Annotated in this window: 28 protein-coding genes; 11 read left to right on the plus strand and 17 right to left on the minus strand. The window is 61.4% G+C overall.

Going from position 1 to position 26,002, the window contains the following annotated elements; all coding sequences use genetic code 11:
- Nucleotides 1-436: 436 nt before the first annotated feature.
- Genes ligD (WMC41_RS30950) through WMC41_RS30960 form a run of 3 tightly spaced genes read left to right on the plus strand, consistent with a single transcriptional unit; the run spans nt 437 to nt 4,039 of the window.
- A complete protein-coding gene (ligD, locus tag WMC41_RS30950; RefSeq protein ID WP_432349932.1) occupies nt 437-3,079 on the plus strand; it encodes a DNA ligase D in 2,643 nt (880 codons plus the stop codon).
- Between the two features lie 27 nt (nt 3,080-3,106).
- Nucleotides 3,107-3,484, plus strand: coding sequence for a DUF4112 domain-containing protein (locus tag WMC41_RS30955; RefSeq protein ID WP_432349933.1), 378 nt, complete (start codon nt 3,107-3,109; stop codon nt 3,482-3,484).
- 39 nt (nt 3,485-3,523) lie between these two features.
- Nucleotides 3,524-4,039 carry a DUF4334 domain-containing protein gene (locus tag WMC41_RS30960; RefSeq protein ID WP_432349934.1) on the plus strand — a complete coding sequence of 172 codons (516 nt, stop codon included), beginning with the start codon at nt 3,524-3,526 and terminating at the stop codon, nt 4,037-4,039.
- Nucleotides 4,040-4,055: 16 nt separating this feature from the next.
- Here the strand turns inward: WMC41_RS30960 and ligD (WMC41_RS30965) are convergent, their stop codons facing one another.
- Genes ligD (WMC41_RS30965) through WMC41_RS30975 form a run of 3 tightly spaced genes read right to left on the minus strand, consistent with a single transcriptional unit; the run spans nt 4,056 to nt 6,890 of the window.
- Nucleotides 4,056-5,108, minus strand: a complete 1,053-nt coding sequence (ligD, locus tag WMC41_RS30965; protein ID WP_432349935.1) for a non-homologous end-joining DNA ligase — start codon at nt 5,106-5,108, stop codon at nt 4,056-4,058.
- Nucleotides 5,109-5,163: 55 nt separating this feature from the next.
- Nucleotides 5,164-5,976 carry a Ku protein gene (locus WMC41_RS30970; protein ID WP_432349936.1) on the minus strand — a complete coding sequence of 271 codons (813 nt, stop codon included), beginning with the start codon at nt 5,974-5,976 and terminating at the stop codon, nt 5,164-5,166.
- Nucleotides 5,977-5,987: 11 nt separating this feature from the next.
- A complete protein-coding gene (locus tag WMC41_RS30975; protein WP_432350219.1) occupies nt 5,988-6,890 on the minus strand; it encodes a Ku protein in 903 nt (300 codons plus the stop codon).
- Nucleotides 6,891-7,093: 203 nt separating this feature from the next.
- Here WMC41_RS30975 and WMC41_RS30980 point away from each other — a divergent pair, with 203 nt between their 5' ends.
- A complete protein-coding gene (locus WMC41_RS30980) occupies nt 7,094-7,276 on the plus strand; it encodes a hypothetical protein (RefSeq protein WP_432349937.1) in 183 nt (60 codons plus the stop codon).
- Between the two features lie 36 nt (nt 7,277-7,312).
- Nucleotides 7,313-8,182 (plus strand): hypothetical protein, encoded by an 870-nt coding sequence (locus WMC41_RS30985; protein ID WP_432349938.1) that lies wholly within the window; start codon nt 7,313-7,315, stop codon nt 8,180-8,182.
- On the opposite strand, the gene xth is transcribed toward WMC41_RS30985, so the two are convergent.
- The 5 genes from xth to WMC41_RS31010 all read right to left on the minus strand — a co-directional run bounded on the left by xth (nt 8,179) and on the right by WMC41_RS31010 (nt 13,139).
- The gene (gene xth, locus WMC41_RS30990) at nt 8,179-8,967 is read right to left on the minus strand and encodes an exodeoxyribonuclease III (protein ID WP_288083544.1); all 789 of its coding nucleotides are present in this window, start codon (nt 8,965-8,967) and stop codon (nt 8,179-8,181) included. The genes WMC41_RS30985 and xth overlap by 4 nt on opposite strands.
- 149 nt (nt 8,968-9,116) lie before the next feature.
- Nucleotides 9,117-9,269 carry a hypothetical protein gene (locus tag WMC41_RS30995; RefSeq protein WP_432349939.1) on the minus strand — a complete coding sequence of 51 codons (153 nt, stop codon included), beginning with the start codon at nt 9,267-9,269 and terminating at the stop codon, nt 9,117-9,119.
- A complete protein-coding gene (locus WMC41_RS31000; RefSeq protein WP_432349940.1) occupies nt 9,269-9,859 on the minus strand; it encodes an SOS response-associated peptidase in 591 nt (196 codons plus the stop codon). The genes WMC41_RS30995 and WMC41_RS31000 overlap by 1 nt, the downstream gene beginning before the upstream one ends.
- 82 nt (nt 9,860-9,941) lie before the next feature.
- Nucleotides 9,942-11,066, minus strand: coding sequence for a DNA polymerase IV (gene dinB, locus WMC41_RS31005; protein WP_432349941.1), 1,125 nt, complete (start codon nt 11,064-11,066; stop codon nt 9,942-9,944).
- A 3-nt stretch (nt 11,067-11,069) separates the two neighbouring features.
- The gene (locus tag WMC41_RS31010; protein WP_432349942.1) at nt 11,070-13,139 is read right to left on the minus strand and encodes an ATP-dependent helicase; all 2,070 of its coding nucleotides are present in this window, start codon (nt 13,137-13,139) and stop codon (nt 11,070-11,072) included.
- A gap of 275 nt (nt 13,140-13,414) precedes the next feature.
- Between WMC41_RS31010 and WMC41_RS31015 the strand changes: the two genes are divergently transcribed.
- Nucleotides 13,415-13,768, plus strand: coding sequence for a hypothetical protein (locus WMC41_RS31015; protein WP_432349943.1), 354 nt, complete (start codon nt 13,415-13,417; stop codon nt 13,766-13,768).
- A gap of 251 nt (nt 13,769-14,019) precedes the next feature.
- Here the strand turns inward: WMC41_RS31015 and WMC41_RS31020 are convergent, their stop codons facing one another.
- From WMC41_RS31020 to WMC41_RS31045, 6 genes are all read right to left on the minus strand, one after another.
- The gene (locus WMC41_RS31020) at nt 14,020-15,087 is read right to left on the minus strand and encodes a GlxA family transcriptional regulator (protein WP_288083537.1); all 1,068 of its coding nucleotides are present in this window, start codon (nt 15,085-15,087) and stop codon (nt 14,020-14,022) included.
- Nucleotides 15,088-15,102: 15 nt separating this feature from the next.
- Nucleotides 15,103-16,206, minus strand: coding sequence for an ABC transporter ATP-binding protein (locus WMC41_RS31025; RefSeq protein WP_288083536.1), 1,104 nt, complete (start codon nt 16,204-16,206; stop codon nt 15,103-15,105).
- Nucleotide 16,207: 1 nt separating this feature from the next.
- Nucleotides 16,208-17,038, minus strand: coding sequence for an ABC transporter permease (locus tag WMC41_RS31030; protein WP_432349944.1), 831 nt, complete (start codon nt 17,036-17,038; stop codon nt 16,208-16,210).
- Complete coding sequence (locus WMC41_RS31035) at nt 17,035-17,880, minus strand: ABC transporter permease (RefSeq protein WP_288083534.1); 846 nt, start codon at nt 17,878-17,880, stop codon at nt 17,035-17,037. The genes WMC41_RS31030 and WMC41_RS31035 overlap by 4 nt, the downstream gene beginning before the upstream one ends.
- A gap of 136 nt (nt 17,881-18,016) precedes the next feature.
- Nucleotides 18,017-19,138, minus strand: a complete 1,122-nt coding sequence (locus WMC41_RS31040) for an extracellular solute-binding protein (protein ID WP_432350221.1) — start codon at nt 19,136-19,138, stop codon at nt 18,017-18,019.
- Between the two features lie 105 nt (nt 19,139-19,243).
- The gene (locus WMC41_RS31045) at nt 19,244-20,158 is read right to left on the minus strand and encodes a LysR substrate-binding domain-containing protein (RefSeq protein ID WP_432349945.1); all 915 of its coding nucleotides are present in this window, start codon (nt 20,156-20,158) and stop codon (nt 19,244-19,246) included.
- Nucleotides 20,159-20,256: 98 nt separating this feature from the next.
- Here WMC41_RS31045 and WMC41_RS31050 point away from each other — a divergent pair, with 98 nt between their 5' ends.
- Complete coding sequence (locus tag WMC41_RS31050) at nt 20,257-21,036, plus strand: creatininase (RefSeq protein WP_353853354.1); 780 nt, start codon at nt 20,257-20,259, stop codon at nt 21,034-21,036.
- 81 nt (nt 21,037-21,117) lie between these two features.
- On the opposite strand, the gene WMC41_RS31055 is transcribed toward WMC41_RS31050, so the two are convergent.
- Nucleotides 21,118-22,332 carry a M24 family metallopeptidase gene (locus WMC41_RS31055; RefSeq protein ID WP_288083530.1) on the minus strand — a complete coding sequence of 405 codons (1,215 nt, stop codon included), beginning with the start codon at nt 22,330-22,332 and terminating at the stop codon, nt 21,118-21,120.
- Between the two features lie 822 nt (nt 22,333-23,154).
- On the opposite strand from WMC41_RS31055, the gene WMC41_RS31060 reads away from it, so the two are divergent.
- Both WMC41_RS31060 and WMC41_RS31065 read left to right on the plus strand, forming a co-directional pair.
- On the plus strand, nt 23,155-23,394 hold the full coding sequence (locus WMC41_RS31060; RefSeq protein ID WP_288083529.1) for a type II toxin-antitoxin system VapB family antitoxin: 240 nt from the start codon (nt 23,155-23,157) through the stop codon (nt 23,392-23,394).
- Nucleotides 23,394-23,837, plus strand: coding sequence for a type II toxin-antitoxin system VapC family toxin (locus WMC41_RS31065; RefSeq protein ID WP_432349946.1), 444 nt, complete (start codon nt 23,394-23,396; stop codon nt 23,835-23,837). The genes WMC41_RS31060 and WMC41_RS31065 overlap by 1 nt, the downstream gene beginning before the upstream one ends.
- A gap of 17 nt (nt 23,838-23,854) precedes the next feature.
- Here the strand turns inward: WMC41_RS31065 and WMC41_RS31070 are convergent, their stop codons facing one another.
- Complete coding sequence (locus WMC41_RS31070; RefSeq protein WP_288083527.1) at nt 23,855-24,280, minus strand: hypothetical protein; 426 nt, start codon at nt 24,278-24,280, stop codon at nt 23,855-23,857.
- 164 nt (nt 24,281-24,444) lie between these two features.
- Nucleotides 24,445-24,702: a helix-turn-helix domain-containing protein gene (locus WMC41_RS31075; protein ID WP_288083526.1), complete on the minus strand. Its 258-nt coding sequence runs from the start codon at nt 24,700-24,702 to the stop codon at nt 24,445-24,447.
- Nucleotides 24,703-24,747: 45 nt separating this feature from the next.
- Between WMC41_RS31075 and WMC41_RS31080 the strand changes: the two genes are divergently transcribed.
- Both WMC41_RS31080 and WMC41_RS31085 read left to right on the plus strand, forming a co-directional pair.
- Entirely contained in the window at nt 24,748-25,263 is a 516-nt protein-coding gene (locus WMC41_RS31080) for a hypothetical protein (protein ID WP_432349947.1), read from the plus strand.
- Nucleotides 25,264-25,295: 32 nt separating this feature from the next.
- Nucleotides 25,296-25,625 (plus strand): single-stranded DNA-binding protein, encoded by a 330-nt coding sequence (locus tag WMC41_RS31085; protein WP_432349948.1) that lies wholly within the window; start codon nt 25,296-25,298, stop codon nt 25,623-25,625.
- The last annotated feature ends 377 nt before the right edge of the window (nt 25,626-26,002 follow it).

Here is a 26,002-nt window from a genome sequence, read left to right on the forward strand (position 1 = left end):
GACTCCGAAGCGTTCGTGTTGGCAGGCGACGTCATGTCGTACAGGTCTAATTGTTCTGTATCTGTTCCTCGCGGCAAAAAGAGTCAAGCCACCCGAAAATAGGAAAATTGTCTTCGATTTTCGTCTGCCAGGGATTTTTGCTTGTGAATCATCGGGATGGGTTTCGCGAGATGGCCCCCTCTCACCGTGAAAAAAATTAGTATGCGATGGCAGAAGAGGTGACCGCTCGGTCCATGGCGGGCTCTTCCGCTGGGATAGTCAGGACGCTCGCGACGAGGCTGATCGCCATAACGCCGCCGAGCACCGTGTTCGGCGCACCGGCCACCTGCAAGCAAGCATCTTCGGCCGGCGCGATGACGAGGGAACAACTATCCTCTGCAGCGGGTTTTTCTGTCGACGCCGGGCGCCGGCAACGCGAATTGTATCGAGGTCGAAGATGGCGGCTGACAAGCTCTCAACCTACAAGAAGAAGCGGGACTTCAAGCAGACGCAGGAACCGAGCGGCGCGACCGCGGTCAAACCATCGAACCGGCGCCGCTTCGTCATCCAGAAGCACGACGCGACACGCCTTCATTACGATCTCCGCCTGGAACTGGACGGGGTCTTCAAATCGTGGGCCGTCACGAAAGGACCCTCGCTCGATCCGCATGAGAAAAGGCTGGCGGTCGAGGTCGAGGATCACCCGCTCGACTACGGCGATTTCGAAGGCACGATTCCCAAAGGCCAATACGGCGGCGGTACGGTGATGCTCTGGGATAGAGGCTACTGGGAGCCGGAAGGCAACAAGTCGCCGGAGGAGGCTCTCAGGAAGGGCGATTTCAAATTCGTGCTGCACGGCAAGCGCCTGCACGGTAGCTTCGTGCTGGTGCGGATGCGCAACGACCGCGACCGCGGCAAGCGGACCAACTGGTTGCTGATCAAGCACCACGACGAGCATTCCGTCGAAGAAAACGGCGCAGCAATCCTGGATGAGAACACGTCTTCGGTCGCGTCGGCTCGAACGATGGAGCAGATCGCCGGCGGCAAGGGGCGCAAGCCGACGCCGTTCATGATCGCGAGTGGCGATGTCGAGGCGGATGCCGTCTGGGACAGCAAGAAGGGTCTGGCGGCCGACGAGCGCAAAAAGAAAACGCGCAAAGACGTAGCCACATCGACTGCGGTCGATCTTCCAGACTTTATCTCACCACAGCTCTGCGAAACGCTCGAACGCCCGCCAACCGGCGACAACTGGCTGCACGAGATCAAATTCGACGGCTACCGCATCCAGCTCCGGGTTGCGGACGGCGCCGTGACGCTGAAGACCCGCAAGGGGCTGGACTGGACGGCAAAGTATCCGGAGATCGCCGATGCTGCCGCCGCTCTTCCGGACTGCATCATCGATGGCGAGATTTGCGCCCTCGACGACAACGGCGCTCCAGACTTTGCTGCATTGCAGGCGGCCCTGTCGGAGCGCAATACCGCCAATCTCGTCTATTTCGCCTTCGATCTGCTGTTCGACGGCGGTGAGGATCTGAGGGAAAAGCCGCTGGCGGATCGAAAGGCCCGGCTACAGGAGCTGTTGGCGGATGCCACTGACGATCCCCACCTGCGTTTCGTCGAGCACTTCGAAACCGGCGGCGACGCAGTCCTTCGTTCTGCCTGCAAGCTCTCGCTTGAGGGCATCGTGTCCAAGCAGGCGGATGCCCCCTATCGATCCGGCCGGACCGACACCTGGGCAAAGTCGAAATGCCGAGCCGGCCACGAGGTCGTGATCGGAGGCTATGCCAAGACGAATGGCAAGTTCCGCTCGCTGCTGGTCGGCGTCAATCGCGGCGAGCATTTTGTCTACGTCGGTCGGGTCGGCACGGGTTATGGCGCTAAGAAAGTCGAGACGCTGATGCCGAAGCTGAAGGCAGCGGAAGCGGAAAAATCTCCGTTTACCGGGATAGGTGCCCCGAAAAAGGAAAAGGAGGTCGTCTGGCTGAAACCCGAGTTGGTCGCCGAGATCGAGTTCGCCGGATGGACCGCCGATGGCCTGGTTCGCCAAGCGGCCTTCAAAGGCCTGCGGGAAGACAAGCCGGCGGCAGAGGTCGAAGCCGAAAAGCCGGCATCCCCGGCAAAGACCGAGACGCCGGAGCCGACTGCGGCGACAAAGGCGAAACCTGCCCGCCGGAAAGGCGCGAAGGCCGAGATCATGAGCGTGCTCATCTCCAATCCGGACAAAGCGTTGTGGCCGGATGCCGGCGGCGACAGTCACGCGGTCACCAAGGAGGATCTTGCGCATTATCACGAAGCGGTCGGCGCCTGGCTCATCGACCATGTGAAGGGACGCCCGTGCTCGATCATCCGCGCGCCTGATGGCATCGGCGGAGAACAGTTCTTCCAACGCCACGCCATGCCGGGCACATCGAACCTGCTGGAGTTGGTCAAGGTGTTCGGCGACAAAAAGCCCTACCTGCAGGTGGACCGGGTTGAAGGCCTCATCGCCATCGCGCAGATCGGCGGCATAGAGCTGCATCCTTGGAACTGCGAACCGGGTAAACCGGAAGTGCCCGGCCGACTGGTCTTCGATCTCGATCCTGGTCCGGACGTACCATTCTCGGCCGTGGTCGCGGCGGCCCGCGAGATGCGCGATCGGCTGGACGATCTCGGTCTTATCAGCTTCTGCAAGACCACCGGCGGCAAGGGCCTGCATGTGGTGACGCCGCTTGCCGTCAATGCCCGCAAGCCGCTGTCCTGGGCCGAGGCCAAGGGCTTTGCCCACGACGTCTGCCAGGAGATGGCGCGCGATAATCCCGATGCCTATCTCATCAAGATGACCAAGAGCCTGCGGGGAGGGCGCATCTTCTTGGACTACCTGCGGAACGATCGCATGGCGACGGCGGTCGCGCCGTTGTCCCCACGGGCACGGCCGGGCGCCACCGTGTCGATGCCGCTGACCTGGACGCAGGTCAAATCCGATCTCGATCCCAAACGGTTCACCGTTCGCACGGTCCCCGCGTTGCTGACGAAGACGAGCGCGTGGGAGGATTACTGCGACGGACAGCGACCGCTGGAGCAGGCGATCAAACGTCTGGGCAAGCAGAAGACAGCGGCATGATCTTTGAACGTTCTGGCATCGAGACGAATGAAAACGCACAATCTCCCAATCGAACACTTGGCGCGCCTTCGGCGTATCCGCGGACTGGCGCGGCTCATGGACACCGCCCTTCGCGTTCCTGGAACGCGAATATCACTCGGCGCGGACTCGGTCCTCGGCCTGCTCCCGGGCGTCGGTGACTTCGGCGCGGCCGCGGTCAGCCTCTTCATCGTCAACGAGGCGCGTCGCCTCGGTGTGCCGAAGGACAAGCTGGTCAGAATGTTGGTGAATGTCGGCTTCGACACGGTCGCGGGCAGTGTGCCGCTGCTCGGCGATGTCTTCGACGTCTATTTCAAATCGAACCGCCGCAACTTGCAGTTTGTGCTCGATCACTTCGGTCTCGATGACGCCGACCTTGACCGATGAGATGACGTGTGGGGCGGTATTACGCGAACGGATCGTCCGATGAACACTCAGCAGACGCCTTTTCAGAGATTCCGGGAGCTGTCGCCAATCGAGTCGCACGAGCTTGCCGGTCTTTGGAGAGTACGGAGCATCCCGTCAGGCCATCCCTTCGACGGCGTGTTGGAAAACCTTGGCTGGTTCGGCAAGAGGTTCACCTCGGACCTACGAGCGGACGCGCTCTTGTTTCGGTCGGCGGAGCGCCGGCTCGTCGCGATTGATCCCAAGCGGATACCGCTTCGGTTGGCGCTCCGCTTCCACCACCTCGGGAAGACGCGGGCCGCACGAAACCTGTTCTCCTACCTCCAGCGCCGCCTGAGGGCGAACGGTCCTGTCGCCTCGGTGCAAATGCTATCGTTCGATGGTCTGGCGAGTGCCGCCATGGTCTACGACGAGCAGCCCATCGTCGATCACTTCCGGCGGGTCGACGGCAAGCGTGCCATGGGAGCGATGGTGATCAGCGGTGACGATCGCCTATTCTTCTTCGAGCTGGATCGCGTTGAGGAGCCGTGTGATTGACCCGATCATGAGGCCTTTACCGAACCGGGCTGTCGCCGATATCGAACACCGCCGCATTGTCCTGGATTTCGCGCAGGCCTTTATAGGAGGCGTGGCGAAGATTGCCGTCGTCCGTCCAGCCGCGGAACTCGATCTCGGCAATCAGCGTCGGCAGAGCGAAGACATAGTTCTTGCCCCTCAGCGGCACGACCGGCCTCTTGGTCTTCAGCTTGTCGAGCGTTTTGCGCAGGTACTCGGCGTCGGCGGTCTTGAATCCCGTCCCGACCGATCCGACCGAGACCCAGTCGTCGCCCTTGCGGGCGGCGAGCAGCAGGCTGCCAATGCCGCCACGCGCCGAGGCGGACCGCTCGTAGCCGACGATCATGAAGCTCTCGCTCTGGACGCACTTGATCTTGATCCAGTCGCCGGTCCGGCCTGAGTGGTAGGGCCTGTCGCGGTGCTTGGCGATGATGCCTTCGAGGCCCATCGAGCAGGCATTCGCCAGCAGCGCGGCGCCATCACCATGCGCCTCCTCGGAAAGCTGCACCGCGCCGACCGCGCCGTCGAGGAAATCCTCCAGCAGATGCCGGCGCACGGAAAGCTCGGTTCTGGTTAGATCGTGACCGTCGAAATAGAGAAGGTCGAAAGCGAAGAACACCGCCTCCGTCGAGGCCCGCTTGCCGCCGCGCCCGCCAAGCGAACGCTGCAGCGCCCCGAAATCCGCGTGTCCTTCCTTGTTGAGGACCACTGCTTCACCATCGAGGATGGCGGTTCCGACGCCGAGCTTCCTCGCCGCCTCTGCAATCCTGGGAAAACGATGGGTCCAGTCGTGACCGCCGCGGGTGATGATCCGCACGCCCTTCGGCTCGATGTGTATCGCCAGGCGATAGCCGTCCCATTTGAGTTCGTAGAGCCAGTCCGGTCCCTCCGGCGGCGCCGGCCGCAGTAGCGCGAGGCATGGCTCGATGCGATCGGGCATCGGATCGAAAGGCAGGCTCGGCTGTTCGGGATCGCGTCTGCGGACCGGGCGGGACTGCAAGGTCTCGCGCGACTCGTCATACAGAGGAATGGCGGATTGGCGCTTCTTCATGAATGTCCATTACGGGTGCGAGAGAGATCGAACATAGGTGCCTTCCGTGACGCTTTCAGGATGCGCGCTTGCCTTTTTCGCCTGCTGCCAGGCTCTTGCGCAGTGCGTCCATGATATCGATGACATTGCCCCCCGACGGGCGTTCGTCTCCCTTGGTCTTGCCCTTCTTCGACGGCCTCAGCGCCTCCTTCTTTTTCGCGATGATGTCGAGGAGGGCGTCCTGTACCGGATCGGAGACCATGTCCGGCGACCATTCCTTCGTGTGCTGCTTGATAAACTTCTGCACCAGCGGGACGAGATCGGGATCGGACCTGTCGTCGATATCCTCGAAATAGGATTCCTCCGGCCGCACCTCGTCGCCGAAGCGCAACGTCCAGACGACGATGCCTTCGCCACGAGGCTCCAGCACGACCGCGCGCTCGCGCCGACCGATCACCAGCCGCGAGACGCCATAGACCTTGTCGGCCGCCATGGCATCGCGGATGACGGCGAAGGCCTCGTGGCCTACGGGGTCGTCGGGCACGAGATAGTGCGGCTTCTCCAGATAAACCCATTCGATGCTGTCGCGCGGCACAAATTTTTCGATGTCGATGGTCTTGACCGTATCGAGGGCGACGGCGTCCAGATCGTCGTCGGTGAGGAGCACGTAGTCGTTCTCACCGCGCGCATAGCCCTTCGCCTCGTCATTGTCCTTGACCGGCTTGCGCGTGACCGCATCGACATATTGCGAGACGACGCGATTGCCGGTCACCTTGTTCAAGGTGTGGAAGCGGACCTTCTCGCTTTCCGACGTCGCCGGCGACATCGAGACGGGGCAGGTGACGAGGGAGAGCTTCAGATAGCCTTTCCAGTAGGGGCGCGGTGCCATTTCTTGCCTCCTCAGCCGGCTTTACGTTGCGCGGCCGCGGGGCTGCGCGTCTTCGATGCTGTAGACCGCGCAGCAGGCTTGCGACCGGTGCCCTTGTTGGCATTGGCGGCCGCGCGCTTCGGCTTGTCGTCGCCGGCTTTGAGCATCTTTGCGCTCTCGCGCAGTGCCGCAAGAAGATCGTCCGGCTTCGAGACCTTGACCTCCTTGCGCTTGGGAAGCGCCTTGCCTTCGATCTTCGCCTTCACCAGCTCGGCCACGGCAGCTTCGTACCGATCGTCGAAATCGGCCGGATCGAAGGTTCCTTTCTTCGTGGCGATGATGTGCTTCGCGAGATCCAGCATCTCGCCCTTGATCTTCAGCTTCGGCACCTCCTCGAACGCCTTTTCCGAGGAGCGAACCTCGTAGTCGTATTGCATAGTCGTGGCGATCAGACCCTTGCCATGCGTGCGGATCAGTACCGTCCGCATGCGGCGGAACAGGACGGTGCGCGCGACCGCGGCGACTTTGGATTTCTCGATGGCATCACGCAGCGCGGTGAAGGCATCAGAGGAGACGCGGTCGGTCGGCACGAGATAATAGGGCTTGTCGAAATAGACGTCATCGACATCCGAGCAGGGAATGAAGGCCTCGACCGTCAGCGTTTTGTTGCTTTCGGGAATCGTCGCGGCCACCTCTTCGGGATCGATCATGATGTATTGGCCATTCTCGACCTCGAAGCCCTTGGTCTGGTCCTCGCGCTCGACTTCCTTGCCGGTATCGCTGTCGATGAAGATGCGGTTGACGCGATTGCCGGTCTTTTTGTTGATCGTATGGAAGGAGATGCGCTCGGAGGTGCTGGCCGCCGTGTAGAGCCCGACGCCGCAACTCACTTCTCCGAATTTGATGAAGCCTTTCCACTGAGCACGCTGGGCCATCTCGAAACTCCCGACTCGACGCAACCAAAGCGAGTCAAGCGAATCACTTGCGAATTTGTTCCGCTTCGAAAACGAATCAGAAATCAATAAGTTAGGCGCTGCCAGTCTCCCTCATTGCGAGTCCGCAATATCCCGTTGATTCACTGCATCTTTCTCTCGGCTCCGTGCGTTTTCCTAGACCGCAATAGGAAAGGAAGACCGTGATGACCAAGCGAGAGACTATCGATACCGGGACCGACAAGCGCTATGTTCGGCGCGACGAAAAGGGCCAGTTCAAGGAAAGCGTCGATGTAGGGCGATCCCTGGCCGCCGACCGCCGTCACAAGGCGAAAAACGAGGCCAAGCCCGGCGAAGGCGATCGCGGCGACCGGCCCACGAAGCACTAGGAGCGGACAGCTTCTCTTCGCCGTGACGGTGATGCCGTGGATGACGAGATCGAGATAGAAGGCGATGACGGCGGCGAGCGTGCTGCCGTCGCCTTTCCGTTCGACCGCATAACGGTGCAGCGATTTCGCGAGACGTTCCCGCGCGCCCGTTGGAGCGACCGGCGCAGGGCGTGGATCGTTCCGGGGAAGACCGCGCAACGGCGTATCGACCGCTGGTTGGCCAAGGAAGAATCCCGCATCGATCCCTATGCGGACGCGAAGGGCAGGGACGCCTATGCCTTCGAACCGATCCTCAGCCCCTATCTCGGCGTCGACAAAGATGGGTTTCGCATCAAGACGCCGTATTCGCATAAGATCGTCGCGGAACTCCACCAAGTGCCATATGCCCGATGGGACGGCGAGGTTTGGCGCGTGCCCTTTGCCTCCTATGACGATCTTGTCGATCACTGGGAGGCCATCGAAGCGGAAGCGCGGCGGTGCGAACCCGGGGAAAGACGCAAGCGGGCGGAAGCACGCAAGGGCACGGACGAGGAGAAGAAATCCCGTCGCCGCGCAGCCGAGCGCAAGCGCAGGCGCATTCCGCTACCGGCCGAGGATCTTCCGCCCTTGGCACGGCCGATCGCAACGGCACCCTATGGCATCATCGTCGTGGGCGACGTAACCGGCGAACTGGTCGCGCCCGGCGACATCGCCGATCTCTATCCCGAATTTCCCGACGACCGCGTTTGGGGAACCTGGCGCATTCCCGCGCTGGAGGAGCTTGTCCACACCTGGCCGTCGAAGGCGGAGCCGACAGAACAAGAGCGCCAACGAGGCTGGTGGCTGCCGACCATCGAGGAACTGCGCGAGGCGCGGCGAACAGCACGGTCACGCGAACGGCGAATGGCCGCGCAGCCGCCCGCCTAGCCCGCGTCCGCCGGCGGGTCGATCTCGATCATGACGGGTGCGTGATCGCTGGTATGCTCCCAGCTTCGCGGCGCGCGCCGGACGTTGGCGGATTTCAGCCAGGGCGCAAGCGCCGGGCTGAGAAGAAGATGATCGATCCGCAAGCCGGCGTCGCGTTCGAAGGAATTGCGCCAATATTTCCAGAATGTGTAGATCCGCTCATCCGGATGAAGATGGCGGATCGCGTCGGTCCACCCTTGCGCCACGAGATCGGCATAGGCGTTTCTGACCTCCGGACGAAACAGGGCATCGTCGCGCCAGCGCTCCGGCGCATAGACATCGAGATCCGTCGGCATGACATTATAGTCGCCGATGAGCGCCACCGGCAGATCGAGGGCAAGAAGCTCCGCCGCATATGCCTGCAGGCGCTCGAACCAGCGAAGCTTGTAGTCGAACTTTGGCCCGGGCGCAGGGTTGCCGTTCGGAAGATACAGGCAGCCGACCAGGATGCCGTTCACCGCTGCCTCGATGTATCGGCTGTGCGTGTCGTCGGGATCGCCGGGCAGGCCGCGCCGCGTCAGGACGGGCAGCGCACCTTTCGCGAGGATCGCCACGCCGTTCCAGCTATTCTGCCCGTGCCAGACCGCTTCATATCCCGCTTTCTGAAGCTCGCGGCGGGGAAACCGGTCATCGGGCGCCTTGAGTTCCTGAAGGCAAACGACATCGGGTGCATCGTGTTCGAGCCATCGCAGCAGGACCGAAAGCCGGCCGTTTACGCCGTTGACGTTATAGGTCGCGATTTTCACCTGTCCTCCTCGGGTCCGCTTCGCTGATCGTGGCCTGCGAACGGTCTATGGAACTCGCTGCGAGCGCCACTGCCCCTCTTTGCCCCGCACCAGCCGCCAATGACGCGCTTCCACATCGGTTCCCTTCGCGGTGCGGTAGGCAGGAATTCTCAGAAGGATGTCATGCCATCCGGATGCCACTCTCCGATCATCGCGATCCCGTCGCCGAACTCCACCACACACATTCCCTCTGTGGCTTCCGCATCCTCTACGCGGACCTGGCCGCCCGGAAAGGCATGGCCATGCGGGAAGGAAAAGCGCATCAGCCGACCTGCTCCACGGTGAGCGATCCGGCCGGCAGCGGCTTGATCAGCGTCTTGGCGGAAACGGCGGGATCGAGCCAGTCTGCCCAAGCGTCGCGCTCGAGGATGACGATCTGGCGATCATGATAGGGTGCGATGTCAGGCCCGGGCGGCATGGTGAGCATGGTGAAGGCCTCGCCCACCTCCTCAGTGGCGCGCCAGATGCCGGCAATCGCGAAAAGCGGCTCTCCGACCTTGCGAAACATCCACTTGTCCTTGCGCTTCTTTTTCGGGTCTTCCGGCGTCGTGAACTCGAAGAAGGCGTCGGCCAAAATGATCGCCCGGTTGGATGCGAACTCGCGACCTTCTGACCGGAAATTGTAGACGGGCTTCTTCGTCGGGCCCGGCCAGCTCCATCGGCGCTGGACAAGCTCACCGGCCCCGCGCTCGCCCTCCACCGTGCGGACGATCGGCGCCGTGTCGGTGATCCTGATATCCTCGCGTGCCGCGATGTTCGGCCTGCCCTCGGGAAAGCGGATTTTGATCTTGAGGTGCTCGAACTCTTCGATGAGCGACGCGAGCTCGACCATCAATCTGTAATCGTTACACATGGTCCCTCCAACGGCTCGGGTGTATCTCGGTTCGGCAATAATCTAGCGCGGCCGCCACAGATTTCGACGGAGAGGGTTGAGACTAGATTTCCAGCTGAAGCTGATCGGCGCTTCCGCTCGCGACGTCGTCTGTGAACGACGACAGCGTGACGCCGAGAAGGCGGATCCCTTTCGCCGTCGGGAAGAGGGGATCAAGGAGAGCATGGACCTTCGCGATGACCTCGTCAGCCGTCTCGAATGGGGCGGGTTCGGTCCTGCTCCGAGTGATGGTCTGGAAATCGGTATATTTCACTTTCAACGTCACCGACCGGCCGTGCAGGCCTTTGGCTTCGCAGTGGCGCCAGACTTTCGCGACGAGCGGGGAGATTTCGGCGCGTGCCGTATCCAGATCGAAGATGTCCGTCATGAAGGTATCTTCGGCGCCAACGGACTTGCGCTCCCGATCCGGCCGAACCGGTCGATCGTCGATGCCGCGGGAAATGTTGTAGTACCAGCTACCCGACTTGCCGAAATGTTCCTGCAGGAAGGCAAGCGACTTCGCCCTGAGATCGGCGCCGGTCAGGATGCCGAGCCGCTCCATCTTGGCGGCGGTTGCGGGGCCGACGCCGTGAAATTTCTTGACGGCGAGACGCTCGACAAAAGCCGGCCCGTGGCGGGGCGTAATGACCGCCTGGCCGTTCGGTTTGTTCAGATCGCTCGCCATTTTGGCGAGAAATTTGCAGTAGGAAATGCCGGCAGAGGCGTTGAGGCCGGTGACGTCCTTGATGCGAGCGCGAATCCTGGTGGCGATCTCAGTCGCGATCGGAATTCCTTGCTTGTTGTCCGTGACGTCGAGATAGGCCTCATCCAGCGATAGAGGCTCGATCAGGTCGGTATATTCCGCGAAAATCGCATGAATCTGCGCGCTGACCGAACGATAGACATCAAAGCGCGCCGGCACAAAGATCAGGTCAGGGCAGAGGCGCTTTGCGGTCAGTGAAGGAAGTGCGGAGCGTACCCCGAAGGGGCGGGCCTCGTAACTTGCGGTCAGGACGACACCGCGCGCCGACGGGCTGCCGACGGCAACAGGTTTGCCGCGCAGCTTCGGATTATCGCGCTGCTCGACCGACGCGTAATAGGAGTCCATGTCGATATGGACGATACGCCGGACCCGCTCCTCGCGATCCGGCTTCTCGTCCTCGCTCTCTGCCGACATGACGGGCTGCATGGCTCATTTCCACATCGATCGCATCCGCGCACCGATATCGACGCGGATCTGGCGCGTGCTCTGCTCGCCGGCGGAAGCACTCACCTTCGGCCAGCCGGCCACCTCGAAGAATTGCAAAAGCGTGGCCGGAATGAAGCGTGTTCGCGCAGCGGTGACATGCCGATCGCCCCGGGCGTTTTGCCCACTCGTAAAAAATCGCTGTGGGGTGATCAGGGCGAGGCTGTCACGCGCCCGCGTCATCCCGACATAGAGCAGCCGCCGCTCTTCCTCGAGTTCGGCGGTTGTGCCCGTGCCCAGATCGGACGGGATGCAGCCGTCGACCACGTTGAGCATGAACACGGCGCGCCATTCCTGTCCTTTGGCCGAATGAATCGTTGAAAGGATCAGGTAATCCTCGTCGAGCAGGGGAACGCCGGCCTGATCGCTGGTCGCGTCCGGCGGATCCAGGGTCAATTCGGTCAGGAACCGCTCACGGCTCGCATAGCCACCAGCGATTTGTTCAAGCTGCAGCAGGTCGTCCTTGCGGGTGTCGACATCCTCATGGATGCGGTCGAGATGCGGCTCATACCACATGCGAACCGTGCCGATCTCCGCCGGCCAGCCCGCCACTGCTTTTCGCAGGGCCGTGACAAGCATGATGAAGGCCGGCCAGTCATCGCCGGTCTTCTGGGGCGGCGGGATCTCCGCCAGCGACTGCAACGGCTCTGGATCGGCCGCGATCGTGTCGAGGATCTTGCCGGCCGTCTGCGGCCCGATACCGGGCAGCAGCTTCAGGACGCGGAAGCCGGCAACCCGGTCGCGCGGGTTCTGCGCAAACCGCATGACCGCAAGCATGTCCTTGACGTGCGCGGCGTCCAGAAATTTGAGGCCGCCGAATTTGACAAACGGGATGTTTCGCCGCGTGAGCTCGATCTCCAGCGCGCTGCTATGACTGGAGGTGCGGAACAGCACGGCCTGCTGCTTTAAGGTGAGCCCGATTTCGCGGTTTGCCAGCACCTGTTCTACGATGTAGGCGGCTTGATCAATCTCGTCTTTGACAGTGACGAGCATCGGGCGCTGTTCTGAAGCGCGGTCGGTCCAGAGGATCTTGGTGTACCTCTCGCGAGCCAGCTCGATCACGCCGTTCGCCGCTGCCAGGATTGGCTGCGTCGAGCGATAGTTGCGGTCGAGCGTGATAACGTCAGCAGGCTTCGGCGAGAATTCCTGCGGGAAATCCAAAATGTTGCGGATGGTTGCCGCGCGGAAGGAATAGATCGACTGAGCGTCGTCGCCGACGACAGTCAGGCCGCGGCCGCCCGGAGCCAGCGACATGAGGATCGAAGCCTGCAGCCGATTGGTGTCCTGGTATTCGTCGACGAGGATGTGGTCAAAACGGTTGCCGACATCCTCGGCCAGCTCCGGTTCGGAAACCATCTGAGCCCAGTAGAGCAACAAGTCGTCGTAATCCATGACGTTCTGCGCCTGCTTGGCCTCAACGTACGCGGCGAAAAGCTGCTTCAGTTCGTCTTCCCATTCCAGCACCCATGGATAGGACGATTTCAGGATCTCCTTGATCGCGACCTGCGAATTGACCACGCGCGAATAGATCGCGATGCAGGTGCTCTTCGTCGGAAAACGGGTCTGCTTTGACGAGAAGCCCAGCTCGTGGCGAACGAGGTTCATCAGGTCCGCGGAATCCTCGCGGTCGTGAATGGTGAAATCCACGCTGAGGCCGATCTGCTCGGCGTACATCCGCAGGAGCCGCGCACCAATGCCGTGAAACGTCCCGGCCCAGGCGAGCGCGTCGGTCATGATGGCGGCATTTTCACCGAGTACCTGCCGGCAAATGCGCTGCACGCGGCGCGCCATCTCGGATGCGGCGCGGCGGGAAAAGGTCATCAGCAGGATACGGCGCGGATCGGCGCCGTTGACGATCAGGTGCGCGACGCGATGGGCCAAGGTGTTCGTTTTGCCGCTTCCCGCGCCGGCGATGATCAGCAGCGGCCCGCCGATCCTGCCGTCCGGCAGGCCGACGCCATGCTCGACGGCTTCGCGCTGCCGGTCGTTCAGCTTTTCCAGATATGTAACAGCCATTTGTCCGTCGCTCGATCAGCAGATAGCACCGTCCGGAGCCAATCGCGGGAAGGGCGCGAAGCCGGAACATAGAATGAACATAACAGGATGGGATGCCAATGGAAACCCGTCCCGGCAGAGCCGCTTGCCACCCCTGACGGGCCTGACGGATCGAAGAACGCCTTGTGTTCCACCACGCCCGGCATGGCTGGATCGGTAAACAGATTTCATGGTAATTTGCTGGCGTGAAGGCGAGGGATACGGCGCTCGCCTCAACCGACTCCAAGAAGGTGTTGATGAAGCGACATGCTCCTGAAGAAGCGCCCATTCGGGACGACCCAAACTTCACGCACCTGCACCGCGCCTGCCTGTTGTGGGTCTATTACCTTCGCGCGGAAAGCGAGGTGAAGAAGCAGGCTTTTCTGTACGAAGCCGCGAAACATCTCATGCGGGTGCAGCCCTGCGGTGATGAAGGCGAGCTGGTCTATGTCCAGGTGTGGGACGCTATACGGCGCCGCGAGATGGCCAGCGCCCATGTCGAGACAAAGGTCGGCTACAACTATGTTCAGGCGAAAGACGACGGTAGCTTCAGCCATGCGAAGGTGCTTACTTATAAGCAGGGCGGCGAAGATGATAGAATTATCAGATAGTTAGTTCCGTAATGAAACTTATGCGACACAGTCAATAAGGTATTGTTTTAAAACAGAAAAATCACAGGTATTGTTGATGTGGTCTATCCGGCAGTCTGGTCCAAAAGCGCTGGGCCGTTGAACCTTGAGGCCATCCTTTACATCGAGCGTTCGTTGAGCCGCTCGACGTGATGACGGGCGATCGGGTGCTGCTGCGCTGTACATAGCTGAGATCCTCGATCGTGATCGATCTTTGACGATCGCCATCGTGTCTACGAATGCGCTGGTCCTAGTTCCAGTGATCGAGGCGCCCGCGATTTCATGCGAAGGGCGTTGGGTGTTGTCCCAAAGTTTGCGCGAAACCTCCGGCAAAAATGCGAACTGCTCGCGAAGCCGACATCAAGGGCAATCTCGATCAGTGATTTGGACGTTCGCTCGATGAGTAGCATGGCCTGTTTCAAGCGGATTTTCTCGTATGCCGCCGCTGGAGAAATGCCAGTTTTGTCATGGAAAATGCGTTCGAGCTGACGGCGTGAAAGGCCAACGCTCAACGCTATCTCGCCGATGCCGATCCGCTCGTCGAGATTTTGCTCCATGCAAAGCAGCGCGGCCTTGATACGCTCATCGAAATGCACCGGAAGCGAGATCGGTGCACGGCTCTGGACTTCGCTGCCGTCTCGCCGGCGCTCTAGTTGAAGAATCTCAAGGGCATTTTTCTCCGCACTCTCCCCCACATGCCTTCGAACCAGGAGCGCCGCAAGGTCGGCGACCGCGCTGCCGCCGGCGCAGGTGATGATGCCGCCATCTTCGATGAAAAGCCGCTGCGAGGTCAGCCGGACCTCCGGAAAACGGGCCTTGAACTCGGAATAGTGCAGCCAGCTTACGCAGGCCTGCCGGTTATGCAGAAGGCCCGAGCCGGCAAGGATGAAACTGCCGGTGCAGACGCCGATGATCCTGGTCTTCTTGCGTGAAGCCTCATGCAGGAAGGCCATGGTCTCACGATCGAGCTGTTCCTCGACATTGAGAAGACCGCCGATGACGGCGATGTAGTCGTAGCGTTCCGGATTCCCCAGCCTTGTCGTCGGCGAGACCTTGATCCCGCAGCTCGACGCAATCATGTGCGGCGTGGCGCTGATCACGTCCCAATCGCACAGGAGACGGCCTGAACGGTCGTCGACGTCGCTGGCCAGCCGAAGCGTATCGACGAACAAGGAAAACGCACTCAAGGTGAAATGCCGCGCCAGCACGAAGCCGACCCGCAGCGCGACGGTCGGACGCGGCTGCACCCTCGGCCGCTCCCGCCGGTCGGCGACGACATACCCTATTGCGCGCTCAAACATCGCGTTCCCTCCCTGTTAGCCGGGTGTGCCGGGCAGGACATGGGCGACGTCCGGACGCCAGGAGAGCCAGACCGGCGCTCCCGGGGAAAGATCGAGCCCTTCCAGTTCGTCATGGCTCTTCTGCGCCTTCAGCTCCAGCGCGGCGGCGGCGTTTTCCAGATGGATGACCGCCGTGGCGCCGACGAATTCCTCGCCGACCACCAACGCCTGCACGCCGTTGTATCCCTCGCCCGGCGGTTCGTTGCTCAGCTGGACGCGGTCGTCCGAGACGACGAAGGTCGCTTGATCTCCCTTGCGCAATTGTGGCGCCGCCCCGACTGCGACGGTGAACTCCCCGGCCTGCGTGGCGATCTTCATGGATTGGCCGTCGGTATCGGCGACGCTGCCGGAGAAGATGTTGGACGAGCCGAGGAATTCCGCGACGAAGCGGGTGCGCGGCGCGCGGTAGATCTCCTGCGGATTGCCGATCTGCTCGATCCGTCCCCGGCTCATGATCACGACGCGGTCGGCCATCGAGAAGGCTTCGGACTGGCTATGCGTCACATAGACGAAGGTGATGCCGAGCTCGCGCTGGAGATTGGACAGCACCGTCTGCATCCGCACCTTGAGATGGGCGTCGAGCGCCGACAGCGGCTCGTCGAGCAGGAGGATCTGCGGTTCCGTCACCAGCGAGCGGGCGAGCGCCACGCGCTGGCGCTGGCCGCCGGAAAGATGATTGACGTTACGCTCGGCGAACTCGCCGATCTGCATGCGTTCCAGCCATGTATCGACCCGCTTTCGGCGTTCCGCTTTCTCCACGCCGCGCATGCGCAGACTGAATTCGACATTCTCGCGCACGGTGAGGAAGGGAAACAGCGCCAGGCTCTGCCAGACCATCGGCGTGTCCCGCCGCCATGTCGGCAGGTCGTTGATGCGCTTTCCGGCAAGCCGGATCTCGCCTTCGCTCGGCGTTTCCAGGCCGGCCAGCATGCGCAGCGTCGTCGTCTTGCCGCAGCCGCTGGAGCCCATGATGGCGAGGAACTCCCCCTTGCGGATTTCCAGGTCGGTCCTGTCCACGGCGAGAAACGGGCCGTAACGCTTGACGACGCCATCGAATACAACGAGAGCCTGTTCGGTCATGCTATTGAACTCCGGCGTTGTCGGCGGCGGCCTTCGGTGCGCTGCCGCGTTTCATGAGAAGGATCTGGGCCAGTACCACCAGCGTCATGGAGACGATGAAGACGAAGGTGCCGATGACATTGATGCGCGGGCTGACCTGGCCTTGCAGGAAGCCGAGTACCTTGACCGGCAGGGTCTCGTTGAGGCCGGAGACGAACCATGCGACGGCGAACTCGTCGAAGGACACGGCCATGGTGATGAACAGCGCGGCAAGGATCGCCGGCTTGCAGAAGGGAATGATGACATGGCGCATCGCCATCCATTCCGACGCGCCGAGATTCCACGCGGCCGCCTCGAGCGATGAGTCCATCTGGGACAACCGCAGCCGGATGATCGCCATGGCGAAGGGCGCGCACATCACCACATGCGCGATGATGACCGAATGGGTGGCGCCGGAGAGGTGAATGTTCGACAGGAAGGCGAGCATCGCCAGCCCCAGGATGACCACCGGGATGGTCGGCGGCAGCAGCGCCAGCGCGAGATAGAGGGACTTGCCCATGAAATGGTAGCGAAAGTCCGTATAGGCTGCGCCGAAGCCTATGGCCGTGGCGAGCACCGAAACGCTGAGACCCGTCACCAGCGTATTGCGGAGCCCTTCCCAGACCAGCGGATCGGCGGCCACGGTCTCGTACCATATGGTCGAGAAACCGCCGAGCGGCAGGGAAGGGAAGCGGTCGACATTGAGCGAGAAGACGAAGCTCGCGCCGATCGGGGCGAAGATGAAGGCGAAGGCCAGCAGCAGGTAGAGCTTCAGGGCGATCTCGACCAGCGGGTTGCGGTTGAAGGCGTTCATCGGCCGCGCTCCTTGTAGGCATAGCGGACCGCCGCGAAGGCGACCATCAGCAGGGTTGCGATCATGGTCAGCGCGATCACCGCCGCCCGCGGCCATTGCTGGCCGGACTTGGTGGTGTCGGTGATCAGGATGGAAAGCGTCGGGGGATCGCCGCCGCCGAGATAGAGCGGGCTCACGAAATCGCCGAAGGTGAGGATGAAGGAGAAGAGCGCGGCAATGACCAGGCCGACCTTCGCCGAGGGCACGATAACCTCGAAGACCGTGCGCAGCCGCCCGCAGCCGAGATTGTGCGCCGCCTCGATCAGGTTCATGTCGACGAAGATCAGGCTGAAGAGCTGCAGCAGGACGACCAGCGGCAGGCAGAGCGTCAGGTAGCCCACCATCACGCCGAAGCTCGTGTTCAGCATGGTGAAGGGGCCAAGGCCAGCGCTGGCGAACAGCGCGTTGAAGATGCCGTTGTCCGAGAGGAATATCTGCCAGGAATAGACGCGCACGAGATAGCTCGTGAAGAACGGGATGACCATCAGGAAGATGGCCCAGCGCCGTGCCGTCTCCGACAGCTTGAAGGCGATCGCATAGGCGACGGGAAAGGCAAGCGCGCTTGCGATGGCCGCGCAGGCGGCCGAAAGGGTGAAGGTGCGCAGATAGGCGTCCCAGAAGACGCCGCGTCCGAGGATTCTGACCCAGTTAACGGTGTCGAAATCCGGTTCCATCCGGAAGTTGCGGACCGTCCAGAAGCTGAGAGCGATCAGGAACAGCAGCGGGGCGAGGAAGAACATGACCTGCCAGATCAGCATCGGCAGGGAGAAGGTCAACCCGTATAAGGTGATCGGTTTGCGCATATGGCTGGCTCCGGGCTCGACGTGCGGCGACTGACCGGCGCCCGTGGGGGGCCACGGGGGATTGCCGGAGTGGAGGGGCGGACCGGAGGCCCGCCCCTGGAAGGAGCAGTATAAATACAGCCCTCGCAGCCGCTGGCTAGGCGCCCTTGTATTCGGACCAGAAATCGTTCCAGTCTTCCAGGCTCTGTTGCACGGGCAATTGCCGGTACTTGATGCGCCCGTTGCGGATCATGTCCATCACGTTGCTCTCGTTGAGCAGCATTCCCTGGCGCTTGGCCTCCTCCGGCGTCTCCTTGGCCAGCAGCTCCCAGCCCTTCCGGCTGGGAATGAGGCAGGGATAGGCGGCCATGTTCGCCGACTTCACTTGGCCCTTGGGCGAGGTGATGTACTGAATCCATTTCTTGGCCAGATCGGCCTTCTGCGACCCCTTGCCGATGGAGAAGGATTCCGTGAACTGCAGGCCGCCTTCCTCCGGAATGACGCTGCGCACCTTGGCGCCGCTTCTTTCCAGCGTGCCGGTGATCCAGTCGCCGATACCGGCCATGGCCAGCATTTGGCCGTTCTGGAGGGAGGAGAAGGTGCCGCCGTAATCGAAGAAGCCGCCGACCTGCGGACGCAGCGTTCTCGTCTTCTCCTGCAGCTTCTCCCAGGCGCCCTCGTCGATGTCGTAGGGCGAGGAATTGCCTTCCAGCAGGCTGATCTGGCCGAGATTGGGCAGATGCCAGTCGAAATGCCCGACCTTGCCCTTCAGCTTTTCGTCCCAGAAGACATTGTAGGTGGAGGCTTCCTTCTCGGTCAGCGCGTCGGTGTTGTAGGCGACGCCCAGGAAGCCGAAGCGGGTGAGCACGGAGAAGAGCTTTCCGTCCTGCCAATGGCCGGGGAATTTCTGGAATTCGGGGAAGTAGTCGTCGAAGGCATAGTCCTTCGGATCGAGCTCCTCGATATAGCCGGCGGCATTCAGCTGCTGGACATATTCCGCGTCCGACAGGATGATATCGAACGTGCCGGGGGGCGACTGAGCGATCAGCCCGAGCATGTTGTCGCCGCCGGTATAATATTTCGGCTTGAACTTGACGTTGTTCTCCGCCTCGAATTCGGCGACGACGTCGGGCTCGGCATGGCCGTACCATGCGAGCATGGTGAGCTCGACCGGCGCGGCGAAAGCTATCCGGCTGAGATAGGGCGTGGCGAGAATTCCACCGCCCATAAGGGCGGCGCCTTTGAGAACGTCGCGTCTGGTCGGACGCTGCTGAATCATGGATCTGATAGTCATTGCATTCCCCTTCGCTTGTTATTGGAGCGAGGGTATGCAGTGCTAATCCATTTGCAAAATTAATTCTCATAATTTTTGCATTTGGGTGCCTTATTGTCGGACAAGCTCGACATGTGCCCGCGTCGGGTCGCCGGAGACCCCCGCCTCGTCGAGGCGCGCAATGGCATGGTTGACCAGCCGGATGCCAGCATCCGACAGGCGCGGGTGCTTGTAGAACAGCCCGACCCGGATTTCGGCAAGCGGCGGGAAGCCGTCCTTCTCGTCCAGGATGCGCATGCCGGGCACCATGGTGTAGCGGGTCAGCGCGCTGACGCCGAGGCCGTTGACGACCGCGTTCTGCAATCCGGCGATGCCAGAGCCCGTATAGGCGACACGCCAGCGGATATTGGCGGCGTCGAGCGCCTGGATCATGCGCGATCGGTAGGCGCATCCTTCCGGATGGGCAGCAAGCGGCACGCCCTGGGCCCGGTCGAACCGGATATCCTCCACCGCCGCCCAGACCGGCCGCTCGATCCAGGAACGCGACAGGTATTGCGCCGTTTCGCTGTTGACCATGGCGATGGCGATGTCCAGTTCGTCGGCGCGCAGCCGGTCCAGGATCTCCGCGCTCCACCCGCAATGCAGTTCGAGCGAGATTTCGGGATTCTGGCGGGTATACTCGGTGATGACGCCCTGCAGGAAGGCCACCGCATAGTCGTTGGGCAGGCCGACGCGAATGACGCCGGCGATCTTCGCCCGATTGAAATAGGACGCCGCCTCGTCGTTCAGCCGCAGGATTTCCCGCGCGTAGCTCAACAGCATCTCGCCCTCGCTCGTCAGCAGGAGCGTGCGGCCCACCTGCTTGATGATGGGCGATCCCACCAGTTCCTCCAGCCGCCGGATTTGCAGGGAAATGGCCGGCTGGGTCCGCCCCAGCGCCTCGCCGGCCTTGGTGAAGGCGCCGAGATCGATGACGGAAACGAAGGTCCGCAGGAGGTCTGTCTGGAAATTGACGATATGGCGCATGGATTTCAATTTCTCATAGGAAGATGACGAATATAAATTTCTCATATTTTCGAGCAGGCAGCAATTATTCCTCTCCATTTTCAAGGAGGGAGATGCCAATGCCGACCGATTCCGTATTCGCCGCCGAATTGCCATGGCCGGACTATGACAAAAGGGTCCGGGACGGCACCGTGCCGATCCTCATTCCCATAGGCTCCATGGAGCAGCACGGCCACCATATGCCGATGCATGTCGACGTGCTGCTGCCGACCGAATTCGCCCGGCGCGTGGCGGGCGAAATCGGCGCGCTGGTCGCGCCGCCCTTCACCTACGGCTACAAGTCCCACCAGAAGTCCGGCGGGGGCAACCATCTGCCCGGAACGACCAGCCTCGACGGCGCCACGCTGGTCGCGGCGCTGCGCGACGTCATCAAGGAATTCGCCCGTCACGGCGTGCGCAAGATCTGCCTCGTCAACGGCCATTTCGAGAACTCCTGGTTCATCGTCGAGGGTATCGACCTTGCCCTGCGCGAGCTGAAGTGGGGCGGCATCGCGGACGTCAAGATCGTCGTGCTCTCCTATTGGGACTTCGTCGACAAGGCGACGATCGCGAGGCTCTATCCGGACGGGTTCACCGGCTGGGACCTCGAACACGGCGGCGTGCTGGAGACGTCGCTGATGCTCGCCCTCTATCCGCATCTGGTCGAGCTCGACCGGGCGATCGATCATGTGCCTGCCAGCTTCCCGCCCTATGACGTCTATCCGCCGAAGCCGGAATGGACGCCGCCGAGCGGCACGCTTTCCTCGCCCAAGGATGCTTCCGAGGAAAAGGGCCGCATCCTTCTCGACGTTTGCGTCAAGGGCATCGTCGCGGCGCTGAGGACGGAATTCCACGGCTGATGCCGTCTCCCCTGCGGCCTGAATGGGAATGGACCGGCAAGCTTGCTTGCCGGTCCATTTTTCTTGGAGTGCTCTCTCCGCTCAGTTGCGGATGATGTTGTGTTCCGGCCCGAAGGGGAAGCCGGTGATGTTCTCGGCGCCGTCTTCCTTCACGATCAGGATGTCGTGCTCGCGGTATCCGCCGGCGCCGGGAACGCCCTCGGGCAGCATGACCATCGGCTCCATGGACACCACCATGCCCGGCTGCAGCACGGTATCGATATCCTCGCGCAGCTCCACACCCGCCTCGCGGCCGTAATAGTGGCAAAGCACGCCGAAGGAGTGGCCATAGCCGAAGGAGCGATACTTCAGCAGGTCCCATTCGCGGTACATCTCGTTCAGCTCGATGGCGATGTCCTTGCAGCGCGCACCCGGCTTGATCAGTTCGAGGCCGCGGCGATGCACGGCGACGTTCTTCTCCCAGATGTCGAGGCTCACGTCGTCGACATGATCGCAGAACAGCGTGCGCTCGAGCGCCGTGTAGTAGCCGAAGATCATCGGGAAGGTGTTGAGCGAGAGGATATCGCCCGACTGGACGATGCGGTTCGTCACCGGATTGTGCGCGCCGTCGGTATTGATGCCCGACTGGAACCACGTCCAGGTGTCCATCAGCTCGACGAACGGATGCGACTTGGCGATCTCGCGGATCATCGCATTGGTCGTGGCGATGGCGACCTCATGTTCCGGCACGCCCGCCTTGATGGCCGCCGCGCATGCCGCGCCGCCGACGTCGCAGACGCGCGCGCCCTCGCGGATCAGCGCCTGCTCCTCCAGCGACTTGATGGTCCGCATCCACATGGAAGGCTGGCCGATATCGACGAACTCGACGCCCGGCAGGGCCTCTTCGAGCTGGCGGCGGAAATCGAGCGTGACATGGTCGAACTCGATGCCGATGCGCCGGGCGCCCGAGGTGAGCTGGCGGACCGCCTGATAGAAATTGTCGCGCCGCCAGTCCGTATAGGTGACGTTATCGCCGAAGCTGCGGCGCCACGGCTGGCCGCCGTCGATGCCGGCCGAGATGGTCGTGGCATTGTCCTGATCGATGACCATTCCGTATTTGCGGCCGAAATAGCAGTAGAGCCAGCCGGAATAGTAGTTGATGCAGTGGTAGGAGGTGAACAGCGCCGCATCGACGTCGTTCTGCGCCATCCAGCGCCGCACATCGCTCTGGCGGCGGCGCATCTCGGTGTCGGAGAAGGGCGAATATTCCTTCTCGCCGTTATGCCATTTCATCACATGCAGCATGTCGTCCGTCATTGCGCTCCTCCATCTGTGGGACTTGAATGACCGGACGTTATAGGGCGCGATGCCATCACAAAAATTTATTCATATGATGGAGGCATTTGGAAAGTTTATTTCCTTTGTCCTTCCGGCGATTGGCCCTCCGGAGGGGCGCCCGGACAAAGGAATGGAAATGCGAGCATTTGGGATGCAAATTTCCTTCACTCCCCAATCGGTCGTACTTTGCCGGCAGGTGGGAAAACGCCGATGATCTCTAATGCGTTGGATAGACTGTTCAGCCGCAGCCGCAAGGCGCTGTCTGCTTTCTTCCGAAGACGGCGGCAGTCCCAGGCCGCGGTCCGCGACACATGGGAACCGCGCTGGGACGATGCGTCGGTGGGAATTTTCATCTGCGGTATGGGCAGAGGGATATACGCGCACCCGCCACAGAGAGAAACTACATCTGCCTTGCTTCAAGAGCAGCACTACAGGTTAGATTGGGATCGGGACGACTAACGTGCGTTCCACCGAGTGATGTGGAGGAAGACAGTGCCGTTGTTCATCTGCTTGTCGGGTCAGCCGAACCTGATCAACCCTCAGTTTAGATCCGTATGGCGTTGTGCCTGGCGTCACTTGGAGACGGCTCTAGCTGTGAAGACAAAGCGGAGGAGAGCTGCCGAGCGAGCAGCTTGAAACATCGCTGGCTCAGGACAGTCATGGCGACCTGCCCTTCCATGAAGTGGTCGCCATTGTCCAGGCGCTGGGAGTCAGATTGTCCTTCCAGAGGCTTGGTGACTGACAATCTAGCGAGGATATGAAAAATAGGATATGATCATATCCTCGAAAGGATATGCTGTCATGCCGCTCTATATCAAGGATCCCGAGGTTGACCGGCTCACAGAAGAGCTTATCAGCATCACCAAGACAAGCAAGGTGGACGCGGTCAAGGACGCGCTGAAGCATGAGATCGCCAAACGCAGGGCTGCCTTGCCCGTCCGCGAGCGCCTTGCAAAATCCCTCGCCATGGCTCGCGAAGCCGGACCCTTCGCACCCGGCAATCACAAGCAGGAAACCGACGACATGTGGGGCGAGGACTGATGCTCTTTATTGATGCCTCGGTCATCGTCGCCATCCTTGCCGAGGAAGAGGATGCGTCTACCCTGATGGATCGGCTTGAGCAGCATGGTGGCCCCTACTATGTCTCGGCCGTCGTGCGTATGGAGGCGACGCTGTCGCTCACGCGGCGTCTGGCCGAAGTTACCGGCCGGGACCAGCCTGCGACCGCCGAGATGATGGACACAGCTCGGCGCCTCGTGGATCAGTTCTTCTCCGACCTCGATTGCAAGGAAGCGATGATTTCAGGCGATGTTGGCGCCAAGGCCCTCGATGCCGCCCAGCAGTTCGACAAGATCATGAACCATCCCGCCAGGCTGAATATGGGAGATTGTTTCACCTATGCCTGCGCGCGGGCCTATCGGACCCGCATTGCCTACAAGGGCGACGACTTCAGCCACACGGATCTCGGCTGGCATAGCCACTAACGTTATCAATCCGCGCTCTATTTTGTCGGTCTGCAAACCAGCGGCCGAAGCTCCTGCACGACCACCCCCGCCTTTGGCGAAAGCATCGCACCGATCCAGTTGTCGGAGAACACCCCTGACCCGTCAGCTGGTGAGAGCCAGATCACCTCGTTCGTATTGAGCTCGATCTTCACCTCGCTTCCGATCGGGCTGCCGGCGACTGTCTGGACGTAATGGCGCTTGATCGGATGAACCGTGCCCCTCTGATCCGTCAGGCGGTTTTCGCGGTAGTCCAGCGCGAGTTCCCCCTCCTCCGCAGCCGTCTCGCAATCAACGGAACGCTCGCACCGGATGACCGACGAGAACCGGCACGTCCAGGTCAGGCTTGTCGGCCACATCGGATTCTCGCCCGCATTCGCGGTGGATGCGATCACGATGAGAACAGAAGCAAGAAGATGGTTCATTGCCGGACACGCCCCAATTTCGCGCCAGGAACCTTGCGATTCATTCGGCGACCCTACAGGGGCGAGAAGCTAAATATAGTTTATGAATCGGGCAAGCGGTATCGTTGGAAAGATGGGATTCTGCCGGCGCGACCGGTGAGCGACGGCTTCCCTGACGATACCGATCAAAGAGGCGCGAATCCGCTCATGAGTTCCTGCAAAGGCACGTCGAGGTTGAGGCTGATCCGTGTTATCGTCTGCAAGGACGGGTTTGCCGTCCCGTCAATGATCTGAAAATAAAAGGGATATGTCACCTCGCAAAGGCGAGCCATCTCTTTCTTGTTGAGGCCGCGCCTTTCCCGCTCGCGTTCGATGACCCTTGCCATGTTCTGCAGGATCCTCGTTCCAAGCTCGGTGTCTGCCTTCTTGCGCTTGATCGTCATCGTCGTATAAACTATAATTTACTCGTCACTGTGTTTGATGAGAGAATGCCGATGCTCGCCAAAGCCATGCATGTACATGTCGTCCTCGGAATGTTTTTGACGGCCGCGGTGCTTCCCGCACCCGCAGCCGCAAGCCAATGGGGCTGCGAAGTCCTGCTGTGCGCCTCGTCTTCCAGTCCGTCCTGGAGGGGCGTGCCCGCCTGCCATCCGCCGATGAACCGGCTTATTTCCGCGATGAAGAAACCCGGTTTCGACTGGCCGACCTGCCCCGAGGCCGGCACGGGCTCGCCGGGCCACGAGCGCTACGCCGAATGCCCGGCGGGCTATCAGGTGGAAAGCAGGGGGGACCGGAACGGTTTCGCCAGAGAGGGCGACCTTTGCGTGAAGACAGTGAACGTCTGCCAGGGTAAGGCGCACGGCTTTCAAAGCTCAGATAGGCAGCGGAGCTGCATACAAACGGTCTCCATATCCCGACCGCTCAGGTCAGAGCCTTATTACTTCGACATCAAGAATGACACCTCTGGCCAAACCGAGCGGCATTGGTTCGGGCTCAACAGATAGACGGTTTTTCTCGGTTAAGGAAGGTTTAATCCATGCGTACCGTTAACAGGCACACTCTGCTTGGCCACGTCGGCAACGTCATACCGCTGAAGAATGCATTGAAGGTGAATGTGGCGACCAATCGTGAATGGCAGGCCGACGGGGAAAGGAAGAGCGCCACCGATTGGGTGCAGATTACCATTCTCGACAAGAACCAGGCCAAATGGATCGAGGAAAACGTTGGGCAGGGCGACCTCGTCTACGTCGAGGCGCGGATCTCCAACAGCAGCTATGAGCGCGAGGGTGAGCAGGTCTATGCGACCGACGTCATCGCGCAGCTCTTCAACCTGGTTTCGAAAAGCAGGGCGCATAGTCAATCATGACCGTTGGCGGGTGCCCAGCCCTCCTCCCCTGTATGCACCTGCCAGTCTGAATGCCGCCGCTGACCCCGGCGGCATTCTCTCTTCAGGTTGTTGTCCGGTGCTGCCGACCGTTATCCAGCCGCAGCGCCGTGAGGACGGCGCGGCCGCGGCCGCAGCGAGCCGCAGGCGAGCGGTAGCCAAGCGGAGGAAACCCGCGCTCCCCGATAGCGCCGTAGGGTTTTCCGGAGCCTCGTGGGTAACGGCCGGTTTCTCCTCGTGGTGATCTTCTTCGATAGTCCCATGGGCCTTGCCCGTCCCGGTCGAGCGCGCTCTATGCGAGCACAGAGCCAGCCTGCGGCCGTCTCCGCCGATGCCGGTGACGATCGCTTGTCCTTGCG

Source organism: Shinella yambaruensis, assembly GCF_050859155.1.
Classification (GTDB): Bacteria; Pseudomonadota; Alphaproteobacteria; order Rhizobiales; family Rhizobiaceae; genus Shinella; species Shinella yambaruensis.